The organism is Shewanella glacialipiscicola, assembly GCF_023283485.1.
In the GTDB taxonomy this organism is placed as follows: domain Bacteria; phylum Pseudomonadota; class Gammaproteobacteria; order Enterobacterales; family Shewanellaceae; genus Shewanella; species Shewanella glacialipiscicola.
Genome location: NZ_JAKILU010000026.1, coordinates 1 through 11,488 on the forward strand (window position 1 = coordinate 1; position 11,488 = coordinate 11,488).

At 44.7% G+C, this 11,488-nt stretch carries 9 protein-coding genes, 7 tRNA genes and 1 pseudogene; 6 read left to right on the forward strand and 11 right to left on the reverse strand.

Translation table 11 applies throughout. The annotated features are described in order from the left end of the window. Positions 1-214 precede the first annotated feature (214 nt). The 10 genes from L2717_RS15515 to L2717_RS15560 all read right to left on the reverse strand — a co-directional run bounded on the left by L2717_RS15515 (position 215) and on the right by L2717_RS15560 (position 4,453). Positions 215-289, reverse strand: a tRNA-Gln gene (locus L2717_RS15515). A gap of 40 nt (positions 290-329) precedes the next feature. Beyond that, positions 330-414, reverse strand: a tRNA-Leu gene (locus L2717_RS15520). A gap of 75 nt (positions 415-489) precedes the next feature. Next, positions 490-566 (reverse strand) — tRNA-Met (locus L2717_RS15525). 2 nt (positions 567-568) lie between these two features. Next, positions 569-643, reverse strand: a tRNA-Gln gene (locus L2717_RS15530). Between the two features lie 25 nt (positions 644-668). Next, positions 669-743: transfer RNA gene (locus tag L2717_RS15535), tRNA-Gln, on the reverse strand. 58 nt (positions 744-801) lie between these two features. After that, positions 802-886 (reverse strand) — tRNA-Leu (locus L2717_RS15540). 89 nt (positions 887-975) lie between these two features. Next, positions 976-1,052, reverse strand: a tRNA-Met gene (locus tag L2717_RS15545). A gap of 208 nt (positions 1,053-1,260) precedes the next feature. Beyond that, on the reverse strand, positions 1,261-2,352 hold the full coding sequence (ychF, locus tag L2717_RS15550; RefSeq protein WP_076496399.1) for a redox-regulated ATPase YchF: 1,092 nt from the start codon (positions 2,350-2,352) through the stop codon (positions 1,261-1,263). Positions 2,353-2,480: 128 nt separating this feature from the next. Beyond that, positions 2,481-3,068, reverse strand: a complete 588-nt coding sequence (gene pth, locus L2717_RS15555; RefSeq protein WP_220772987.1) for an aminoacyl-tRNA hydrolase — start codon at positions 3,066-3,068, stop codon at positions 2,481-2,483. Between the two features lie 152 nt (positions 3,069-3,220). Continuing rightward, positions 3,221-4,453 carry an FAD-dependent monooxygenase gene (locus L2717_RS15560; protein WP_220772988.1) on the reverse strand — a complete coding sequence of 411 codons (1,233 nt, stop codon included), beginning with the start codon at positions 4,451-4,453 and terminating at the stop codon, positions 3,221-3,223. 366 nt (positions 4,454-4,819) lie between these two features. Here L2717_RS15560 and miaB point away from each other — a divergent pair, with 366 nt between their 5' ends. From miaB to L2717_RS15590, 6 genes and pseudogenes are all read left to right on the forward strand, one after another. Continuing rightward, positions 4,820-6,244, forward strand: coding sequence for a tRNA (N6-isopentenyl adenosine(37)-C2)-methylthiotransferase MiaB (gene miaB, locus L2717_RS15565; RefSeq protein WP_220772989.1), 1,425 nt, complete (start codon positions 4,820-4,822; stop codon positions 6,242-6,244). A 251-nt stretch (positions 6,245-6,495) separates the two neighbouring features. Next, the gene (locus L2717_RS15570; protein WP_220772990.1) at positions 6,496-7,545 is read left to right on the forward strand and encodes a PhoH family protein; all 1,050 of its coding nucleotides are present in this window, start codon (positions 6,496-6,498) and stop codon (positions 7,543-7,545) included. Then, positions 7,535-7,996, forward strand: coding sequence for an rRNA maturation RNase YbeY (gene ybeY / locus L2717_RS15575; RefSeq protein WP_220772991.1), 462 nt, complete (start codon positions 7,535-7,537; stop codon positions 7,994-7,996). The genes L2717_RS15570 and ybeY overlap by 11 nt, the downstream gene beginning before the upstream one ends. A gap of 39 nt (positions 7,997-8,035) precedes the next feature. Then, entirely contained in the window at positions 8,036-8,911 is an 876-nt protein-coding gene (gene corC, locus L2717_RS15580) for a CNNM family magnesium/cobalt transport protein CorC (protein ID WP_220772992.1), read from the forward strand. A 6-nt stretch (positions 8,912-8,917) separates the two neighbouring features. Beyond that, the gene (gene lnt / locus L2717_RS15585) at positions 8,918-10,492 is read left to right on the forward strand and encodes an apolipoprotein N-acyltransferase (RefSeq protein WP_220772993.1); all 1,575 of its coding nucleotides are present in this window, start codon (positions 8,918-8,920) and stop codon (positions 10,490-10,492) included. 10 nt (positions 10,493-10,502) lie between these two features. Then, positions 10,503-10,723, forward strand: a pseudogene (locus tag L2717_RS15590) (type II secretion system protein); the annotation flags it as partial. 145 nt (positions 10,724-10,868) lie between these two features. Here the strand turns inward: L2717_RS15590 and L2717_RS15595 are convergent. After that, positions 10,869-11,369: a zinc ribbon-containing protein gene (locus L2717_RS15595; protein WP_220772994.1), complete on the reverse strand. Its 501-nt coding sequence runs from the start codon at positions 11,367-11,369 to the stop codon at positions 10,869-10,871. Positions 11,370-11,488 lie beyond the last annotated feature (119 nt).

Here is an 11,488-nt window from a genome sequence, read left to right on the forward strand (position 1 = left end):
TAGCTTCGTAGAGAATAAAGAAAGGGTGAGTAAGTTGTGCTCTAGACGATGGGCAATGCTGACCAGTTAATTAATGGAGTTGGTATAAATATAGATAAAAGGAGGAGGTGGTTAAACAAATGAAAACACAAAAACAAAATAGCAGAATAAAATGGTAGTAAATAGTGAAAAGCCAGAAAGCAAAAAGCCTGTCCGAAGACAGGCTTTTTAACTTTGGCTGGGGTACAAGGATTCGAACCTTGGAATGCTGAGATCAAAACCCAGTGCCTTACCACTTGGCGATACCCCAATAAACTATTTTTAATCTTCTATCGAAGATTGCATTTTGATGGTACGGGAAGAGAGACTTGAACTCTCACACCTCGCGGCACCAGAACCTAAATCTGGCGTGTCTACCAATTTCACCATTCCCGCATCAAAATGTACCAAAATTGTTTACTCAACAACTTTGGATTTTTCTCTATTAAATAAATTTAACAGAGTTAAATATGGTAGCAATGGCGGGATTTGAACCTGCGACCCCAGCATTATGAGTGCTGTGCTCTAACCAACTGAGCTACATTGCCAATGGCTGGGGTACTAGGATTCGAACCTAGGTATGCTGAGATCAAAACCCAGTGCCTTACCGCTTGGCGATACCCCAAAACTACTTGGAAACTGAGAAAAAATGGCTGGGGTACTAGGATTCGAACCTAGGTATGCTGAGATCAAAACCCAGTGCCTTACCGCTTGGCGATACCCCAACTAACTCTGTTTCAAACATTCGCTATTGCCAATGTTTCTAAATTACATATTAAAAAATGGTACGGGAAGAGAGACTTGAACTCTCACACCTTGCGGCACCAGAACCTAAATCTGGCGTGTCTACCAATTTCACCATTCCCGCACTGCTCTGTTTTGCATCTAGAAAGATGGACGTAACCGTCAATGTGTAAAATCTCATTAAATGAATGAAGTGAAGCACTATTCATATAATGGTAGCAATGGCGGGATTTGAACCTGCGACCCCAGCATTATGAGTGCTGTGCTCTAACCAACTGAGCTACATTGCCACTTCAACATTACACGCCCCTCTCAGCGAGGAACGGGGCGTATTATGCTTATTCGAGGTATCTAGGTCAACAGCTTTTTTCCGCTATTTTCCTTAGGCTAAGCTGTTCGGCTATTACTTCACCAAACTGAGCAACAGATGTGCTAAATAACACACGATTACTCATACTTAGCTTAACTTTTCAATACTGCGAGCCTATACAACCGCAGTTATACGTTAAATAGGAAATGCATTACATCGCCATCTTTAACGATATAGGTTTTACCTTCTACGCGTAACTTACCCGCTTCTTTTGCACCGGCCTCGCCTTTGTGAGCAATGAAGTCATCAAATGACATCACTTGGGCACGAATAAAACCACGCTCAAAATCGGTGTGAATGACACCTGCAGCTTGCGGGGCGCTAGCGCCAACGGGCACAGTCCAAGCACGCACTTCTTTTACACCCGCGGTAAAATAGGTTTGTAGATTAAGTAATTCATAACCAGCACGAATAACGCGATCAAGACCCGGTTCTTCTAAACCTAAATCTGCCATAAACTCTTCGCGTTCTTCACTTTCCATTTCGGCAAGTTCAGATTCAATCGCGGCGCATACTGGAACAACAATTGCGTTCTCGGTCGCAGCAATGGCACGCACAGCATCAAGATGCGGATTGTTTTCAAAACCGTCTTCCGCCACGTTAGCGATATACATGGTTGGTTTTAAGGTTAAGAAGTTCAAATAAGCCACAGCATCTAGTTCTTCTTTGGATAAATCCATTGAACGCAGCATTTTCGCTTCATCTAAAATAGGGCGCATTTTTTCTAATACATCTACTTCAAACTTAGCGTCTTTATCGCCGCCTTTGGCACGCTTTTGCTGGCGTTGTACCGCGCGCTCTAAGCTATCTAAGTCCGCTAAAGCTAATTCAGTATTGATCACTTCAATATCGCCAGCGGGATCAACCTTGTTAGCAACGTGCACAATATTGTCATCATCAAAACAACGTACAACATGACCAATCGCATCAGTTTCGCGGATGTTAGCGAGGAATTTGTTACCTAAGCCTTCGCCTTTAGATGCGCCGGCCACTAAACCTGCAATATCGACAAATTCCATGGTTGTTGGCAGCACTCGTTGTGGATTTACAATCGCAGCTAACGCATCCAGACGTGGATCAGGCACAGGCACAACACCCGTGTTAGGTTCGATAGTACAAAACGGGAAGTTAGCCGCTTCGATACCTGCCTGAGTTAACGCATTAAAAAGCGTCGATTTGCCTACGTTAGGAAGACCAACAATGCCGCATTTAAAACCCATATGCTTACCTTTCTCTCAATTATTGGCTGACAAGTCACACTCATCAGCGAGTTTTAGTTGTGCAGCCCTGTAGCGGCACATTACTGAATGATTAATTTGCTTAACGCAAGTCTCACCTAAGGCAAAACCTACTCCGCTTTAAAAGCGTGTAATCTGTTCATGGCTTTAACCATGTCTTGTTTGAACAATATTTCGGTGGCACGCACTGCTTCATCTATCGCCGCCTCGATAAGTTCTTGCTCTTTAGCTGGCGCTTTACCCAGTACGTAACCACTCACTTGGTTTTTATCACCGGGATGGCCGATACCCAAACGTAAACGGTAGAAGTTTTCATCATTAGCCAATTTAGCAATAATATCTTTCAAACCATTATGGCCGCCATGGCCACCACCAAGTTTGAATTTAGCCACGCCAGGCGGTAAATCGAGCTCATCATGTGCGACTAGAATTTCTTCTGGCAAAATGCGAAAAAAATTCGCTAATGCGCCAACCGCTTTACCACTTAGATTCATATAAGTGGTTGGGATCAATAAACGGACATCTTTACCGTGCAACACGACTCTAGCAGTTAACCCAAAGTACTTACTGTCGGCCACCAAAGTCGCGCCGCAAATTCGAGCCAACTCAAGTACGTACCAAGCACCGGCATTATGACGAGTCTGTGCATATTCGGCGCCTGGGTTAGCCAGACCCACGATTAATTTTATTTCGCTCATGGCACTCAATATCGTTATTTCGTCAAAGCCCGTCGCGCAAAGTATCGACTGAACTGACTATAGCTACTAAAAACGCGGCATTTTAGCACTCAAAGCCCAAGTCAACAAATGTCACGTCAACCCACAGGGTAAGAACACCGCACAACTCAGAATTAATTAAGCCCCATCGCGTACTTGAGCACGGTCTTTTTGATAGGAGAATTAATATTTGCCAACTTTAACGCGCCATTGCGCAGCAGCTTAAGTGGCAAAATATCATTACTAAACCCCGCATAAAACAAGTCCATCGCCGTCATCATCAGTTGGTTATCGCGATAACGCTGGCGCTGATATTGGGCAAGCACTTCATTTGACCACCAAATTTTGTCTTGGGCTAACGCCTCTTTTATGACCGCTACAAATGCTTCTACATCCTTAAAACCTAGGTTTACCCCTTGGCCTGCTAGCGGATTAATAGTGTGAGCTGCATCACCTAAAATTACGATATTATCGCTGTAATAGCGCTGAGCATGGCGACGAGTGAGGCCAAAACTGCCTTTGTTTTCAACGGTAAAATCAGCATCCAGACGCGCGGGGAAATGCACTCTTATCTGCTCTGCAAGCTGTTTATGATTAAGCTGCATGAGCTGCTTAATTCGATTGGCGTCGTCGTACCACACCAGCGAAGCATTATTGCCAGGCAGCGGTAATAAGGAACGTGGTCCTTGAGGCGTAAATTGTTGCCAAGTCACATCCTGCTGGCCTTGCGCGGTACTGATATTAATAAGCATGGCCGACTGGGCATAGTCCCAACCTGAAATACCAATTCCCGCCCATTGGCGAACCTGCGAGTTGGCACCATCGGCGCCGACTAAAAGCTTAGCCGCGAGCTTGATACCCGATTGTAACTGCACACTGACGCCGTCGCTATCGCGGCTAAACGCTGTTACTTTATCTGGACAATATAAGGTGATGCCATCCAATTGAGCCATCTGTTGCCAAAGTGCAAGTTGGACTAAGCGGTTTTCTACTATGTGACCTAAGTGACTAGCACCAATTTGCGCGCTGTGGAATTGGGTAATACAGCCATCAAGTTCCCAGGTTTCTAAGCCAAGATAAGGCACATTGCGCATTTTAAGCAGGGATTCTAAGGCGTCAAGACGTTCAAGTAGTGCTTCAGAGGCGACACTAATCGCCGATACGCGCACATCTAACGGCTGCTCAGCATGGTAAGCCTCTGGTGCGAAAGATTCGATTACTGCCACTTGCAAGCCCTGTTGAGCTAAACCAATCGCCGTCGCTGCGCCGACCATACCGCCACCGACTAAAATCACATCGAAACGGATAATGTCAGAATGCAGCGCATCGGATGCCAACGCTGCACGGGTCTCGTTAATCTGGCTCATCTTAGTTACCACTCTAATGCCCTTCCTTTATATGTACTCAAGCGATTTACCCCACACAGCCTAAACCCATGTTCGATCGCACCCGTTCGATTATGCCTTAGTTCAAGATTTCACGGAAATATTGAGTGGTTTGAGTATAAAAATCCGTGAGACAATCGCTATTCTTGCCTCGATTTAAGCGGAAAGCCTTAATGCTCAGCAAGTTATAACAACCGTGTTGCAGTCAGTATATCAAACCTAGTGTTTATAAGGGTATTACGCACTATAAAAGCCAACGGCTAATATTGCGGACAAAGCTAGTCAGCAGCCGTAACTGCAGGTAAAATGTCGCGCTATTTTTATTGGTCATCTTAGGCGACACAACTGATGAGTAAGAAACTCCATATCAAGACTTGGGGCTGTCAAATGAATGAGTATGACTCATCCAAGATGGCTGATCTATTAAACGAATATCAAGGTTACACCTTGACGGACGAAGCGTCTGAAGCAGATATCCTCTTGCTTAACACTTGTTCTATCCGCGAAAAAGCGCAGGAAAAAGTGTTTCATCAGCTAGGACGCTGGAAAACGCTTAAAGATAAAAATCCCAATTTGATTATTGGTGTGGGCGGCTGCGTTGCCTCGCAAGAAGGCAAAGCGATTAAAGACAGAGCGCAGTGTGTTGACATTATTTTTGGCCCACAAACTTTGCACCGTTTGCCCGAGATGATTGAACAAGTACGCCGTGGTGACAAAGTTGTTATTGATATCAGCTTCCCTGAAATTGAAAAATTCGATCGCCTACCTGAGCCTCGCGCCGAAGGTCCAACGGCGTTTGTATCGATCATGGAAGGTTGCAGTAAATATTGTTCATTCTGCGTCGTACCTTATACGCGCGGCGAAGAAGTCAGCCGTCCATCGGACGACATCATTCTTGAAATCGCCCAATTGGCGGAGCAAGGTGTTCGCGAAGTGAACCTGCTTGGCCAAAACGTGAACGCTTATCGCGGCGCTACCCATGATGGTGCTATCTGTACATTTGCAGAATTACTGCGTTATGTCGCGGCAATTGACGGTATTGACCGACTGCGTTTTACCACTAGCCACCCAATTGAATTTACACAGGATATTATCGACGTTTACGAAGATACCCCTGAGCTAGTGAGCTTTTTACACTTACCAGTGCAATCGGGTTCTGACCGTATCCTGACCGCGATGAAGCGCGGCCATATGGCGATTGAATATAAATCAATTATTCGCCGCTTGCGTAAAGCCCGCGAAGGCATTCAAATCAGCTCTGATTTCATCATTGGTTTTCCTGGCGAAACCAAAGAAGACTTTGCCGATACCATGAAGTTGATTGAAGATATAGGTTTCGACCACAGTTTTAGCTTTATCTATAGTGCACGTCCGGGTACGCCAGCGGCCGATTTACCCGATAATGTTGATATGGAAGAAAAAAAGCAGCGCCTCGCCATTTTGCAAGACCGTATTACTCAGCAAGCTATGCGCTACAGCCGCCATATGATGGGTACAGTACAACGTATTCTGGTTGAAGGTCCGTCGGTAAAAAATCCAATGGAACTGCGCGGCCGCACCGAAAATAGTCGAGTAGTAAACTTCGAAGGCCAGCCAAAACACATTGGCACGTTTGTAGATGTAGAAATTGTTGACGTTTACACTAACTCATTACGCGGTAAATTTATTCGCGGTGAAGATGAAATGGATTTACGCCGTAACTTACGCCCATCGGATATTTTGGCTAAGCATAAGCAAGATGATGAGCTAGGTGTGACGCAATTTAAGCCATAGGCTTTAAATTAGCGTGCGCCGTACCCATATCCAAAAGGGCGACTTAGTCGCCCTTTTGCTTTGCTGTACTTTATTTAGCTAACGCATCAATTGCGATTTTCCGTTAGCAATTATCGATTATGGCTCGTAAACTGGGTCAATACTCGCATCCTCAAAATCGCGGTTTTTGCATGTTAAGCTGGTTTGAGGATGTATAACGATGGTTAACCAACATCGTGCCTTATTTTCTTATTTGCGATTGGGAGTACTATTTGTCCAGTAAATTAACCACCATGAACTTGTATCTCGAACCCGCAGAAACTCGCCGTTTAGCCTCTTTGTGCGGTCCACTAGATGACAATATTAAGCAGATAGAGCGTCGCGTCGGTGTTGAGATTGTCCGCAAAAATAATCATTTTCAGATCACTGGTCTGCCGCGTAATTGTTTAAGCGCGAATAACTTACTCAAAGAACTCTATATTGAAACCCAAACGGTTAAAGGCAGTACGCCCGATATTGAACCTGAGCAAGTACATATCGCCATTCAAGAAGCTATCGCCTTAGAGCAAGCAGACGACAGTGATGATAGCAGTATCAATATCAAAACCCGCCGAGGTGTCATTAAGCCACGCAACCCCAATCAAAGCTTATATGTGGCTAATATCACTCGCCACGACATTACCTTTGGTATTGGCCCTGCCGGAACCGGCAAAACCTACCTTGCGGTAGCGGCGGCAGTCGACGCCTTAGAGCGCCAAGAAGTACGCCGTATTCTGCTGACTCGCCCAGCGGTAGAGGCCGGTGAAAAACTCGGTTTCTTACCCGGCGATTTAAGTCAAAAGGTCGATCCTTATCTACGTCCGCTTTACGATGCGCTGTTTGAAATGCTGGGTTTTGAGAAAGTGGAGCGCTTAATCGAAAAAAATGTCATCGAAGTGGCACCATTGGCTTACATGCGTGGTCGCACATTAAATGATGCCTTTATCATTCTTGATGAGAGCCAAAACACCACCATAGAGCAAATGAAGATGTTCTTAACTCGCATAGGCTTTAATTCCCGTGCAGTGATCACCGGTGACATCACTCAAACCGACTTACCTAAGCATCAAAAATCAGGCTTACGCCACGCCATTGAAGTATTAAGCCAAGTAGAAGAAATCAGCTTTAACTTTTTTGTCGCCAAAGATGTGGTACGCCACCCTGTGGTTGCTCGTATTGTTGAAGCTTATGAGGCCTTTGATTTAAAAGAACAAAGCTTAAAAGCAAATAAAGAAAACCAGTATCAAAAACAACAGCAGGAAGCCGCAACACATGAGTCTTAAGTTAGCATTAGATATTCAACATGCCGCCACATGTGACTGGCTGCCCACCGATGAGCAGTTCACACTCTGGGCTCGAACTGCGATTGGCAACAGTATGGATAAAGCTGAACTCACCATACGAATCGTTGATAACCGCGAGAGCCAAATGCTCAATAATACCTATCGCGGTAAAGATAAACCGACTAATGTATTATCGTTTCCCTTTGATGCTCCGCCAGAAATTGAACTTCCTTTACTCGGAGATCTTGTTATTTGCGCGGCTGTCGTTGAAAATGAGGCCCGTGAACAACAAAAAACCTTAGAAGCACACTGGGCACACATGGTTATACATGGCTGCTTGCATCTATTAGGTTATGATCACATTGAAGATGAAGAAGCTGAAGAGATGGAATCTTTAGAGATCCAACTCGTTGAAACGTTAGGTTTTACCAACCCATATAAGGAACAGTAAATTAGCCAAGATAATCCTATCAACGCTAATGAGAAAACTATGAGCGACGACACCCCCCCTAGTACAAACGCCCACAAAAAAAGTTGGTTTGATAGAGTAAGTCAGCTATTTCAGGGCGAACCTCAAAATCGCGAAGATCTAGTCGATGTGATTGATGGTGCAGAAATGCGCGATTTGATCACCCAAGACACCCGCGAAATGATAAAAGGTGTATTAGATGTTTCTGATATGCGTGTTCGGGATATTATGATCCCAAGAGCTCAAATTGTCGCCCTCCAGATAGACAACTCTGTCGAAGAATTACTGGCTACTGTGATAGGTTCTGGCCACTCACGTTTCCCCGTGGTGAACGAAGATAAAGATCATATCGAAGGTATTTTACTGGCAAAAGATTTGATCCCTTATGGTTTCTCTAACAGTGACGAGCCGTTCTCTCTCTCTCGTGTTATCCGTCCAGCTGTTGTAGTGCCTGAAAGCAAACGTGTTGATGTATTACTCAAAGAATTCCGCTCGCAACGCTACCATATGGCAATTGTCGTCGATGAATACGGCGGTGTATCGGGACTGGTGACCATCGAAGATATTTTAGAAGAAATTGTCGGCGAGATTGAAGATGAATTCGACCACGATAGCACCGAAGAAACCGAGATCCGTAAAGTAAGCAACTCGGTTTATATGGTCAAAGCTTTAACGCCAATCGAAGATTTCAACGAAGAATTCAACACTGAATTTAGCGATGAAGAGTTTGATACGGTCGGCGGCTTAGTCTCACATGCTTTTGGCCATCTGCCTGAGCGCAACGAAAGCATCATCATTGAAGGCATAGAATTTAAAGTCATTAATGCTGATACCAGACGTTTGATCCAACTCAGAGTTAAACTCCCCGATTCTAATACTAACCAAGACATAGACTAATCACTCGTGCTTAAACAAATTCGGGCTTTTGCCCAACAAAAGTCCCGACCTTGTGCTTTGAGACTCGTACTTGCATTTGCCCTTGGCGCCAGTACGGCGCTTTCATTTGCGCCCTATTCCATTTGGATTATCTATCCGTTTGCTATGGCTATCGCCCTCTGGCATAGCCGAACGCTTAGCGCTAAGGCGAGCTTTTACTACTGGTTAAGCTTTGGCTTTGGCTGTTTTGCCGTAGGGATCAGCTGGGTGCATGTGAGCATGGATGTCTTTGGTGGCATGCCGCTCATCGCCTCTATTGGCTTGATGGCTCTGTTAGCCTTGTATTTAGCCTTGTATCCCGCGCTAACCGGCTTAGCACTGGCTTGGTTAAGCAAAACGCTCCACAATGATGGTGAAGCCAAGTTAAGCCTTTGGCGTCATCTCGCCCTATTTCCCGCGCTGTGGACCTTAACCGAGTGGGCTCGCGGCTGGGTGATGACAGGTTTCCCCTGGTTATGGGCCGGTTACTCGCAAACTCAAGGGCCGCTAAAACCCCTTGCGAGTATCATAGGAGCACTAGGGTTAAGCTTTGTACTGGCCATGTTCGCAGGTGCATTGGCTTTGTGCTTTGTTAAGCGTTATAAAAGTTTACTGTTTTTACTGCCACTGACTATTCTGGCTGTTTGGGCTACCCCTAAATTTTCTGACATTCATCCTACAGGTGAGAATATTAAGGTCGCACTGGTGCAAGGCAATATTCCCCAAAGCATGAAGTGGGAACCCGATGCTCTATGGCCGACCCTATTAAAATACATGGATTTATCCCGCGAACATTTTGATGCCGATATCATTATTTGGCCAGAAGCTGCCGTCCCCGCGCCTGAGTCTATGGTGCAAGACTTTTTAGATAACGCCAATAAAGTCGCCAATCTAAACCATACATCAATCATTACTGGCATTATTAGCCATCAAAACAATGAGTTTTATAATTCATTGATTGTGCTTGGTAATCACAATCAAAAACAACAAACAGGCCCAGATTATGAGGGCGATGGCAGTAATCAATTTAAGAAACATCACCTGTTGCCTATAGGCGAATTTGTGCCCTTTGAAGCACTGCTGCGCCCGATTGCGCCTTTCTTTAATTTACCTATGTCTTCCTTTAAAAGAGGCGAATATCAACAGCCAAACTTAACTGCCCTTGGGCATAAAATCGCGCCAGCCATTTGTTATGAAATCGCCTTTCCTGAGCAGTTGCGTGATAGCGTTAATTTAGGGACTGATATCCTATTAACGGTTTCAAATGACGCTTGGTTTGGTAGCTCAAACGGTCCATTGCAGCATATGGAAATTGCCCAAATGCGCGCCGTAGAATTAGGACGGCCTTTATTGCGGGCAACCAATAATGGCGTGACTGCTGTAGTTGATGAGCATGGTAATATCACAGCTTCATTACCCCAGTTTGAAACCGGTGTGCTGAGTGCAACTATTGCGTTGGTCACTGGCCAAACTTGGTTCGCAAAAATAGGCCAAACACCGTTACTGATATTCTGCGGCCTACTGGTTTTACTTGGCCTTGGCCGACGTTTTAAAGCGCAATAGGATTTAAACCATGTATTACCAAGTCAATAAAAAATATACGGCAGGCTTTACCTTGATTGAACTTGTCGTGGTGATAATTGTGCTTGGGATCTTGGCGGTCATTGCCACGCCTAAATTTATCGGTTTAAGTAAAGAAGCGCGGATACAAACCCTAAGCCAAGTGCAGGCCAGCGTTAAAACAGTCATCACGCTAACCTATACAGCACCCAATTACCTAGCCAGCAAAGCCAGTGATGTAAGCCTGCGGCACAATATGTTATCAATCGCTAAGGTTGACTCATTAGTTATAGATAAAGTAGCTAATGAGTCCTAGCGTCGAGTTCTCATATAAAAAACGACGCAAATGCGTCGTTTATGCTGCAACACACTAAGCTCGTTAAGGCGTGAGGGGTTCGCGGGTAAATTCTCCATTATCACATTCAGGGCAATCAGAAATCGTACTTGGGAATTCAATACTCATTTCATTGCCACAGTTAGTGCATACCATGATGCCTTGGTTCACAATATCGCCACTCTGGTAATAACCATGATGCTTAAAGTCTTGCGTTAACTCATGCCATTCTACTTGACTGCGGTCGGTTATTTCGCTGAGCCAATGCCAAAGTGTATTCTCTAAAGTGATGACCGTTGGGCTGTGACTCAAACTATTCGCGTTTTGTTCACGCAAAAAGCTCGCAATATCACGCTTTAAAAATTGTTCTACTAAAGCAAGCTCATCTTCACCAGCCTGTTCTTTAAGGCGTAAAAATTCTTTCCCTTGAGTGACAGAATTAAATAAGTTCTTTACAGTCATAGTGTTATCTTCTAAAAACTGAGACTTCACTTCGGTAATTAAGGATTGATACAGTCCTAATAACACGTTACTTCTATCATTCATAACCAATACTCCTTCATACGAACCTTTTTAATGCATCGCTTCTAGTTTATTCTATGCAGATCTTACTCGCGCTGATATGGCGTTAGATCAAATAATAGGCGGCACTGCCGGAAATAGAG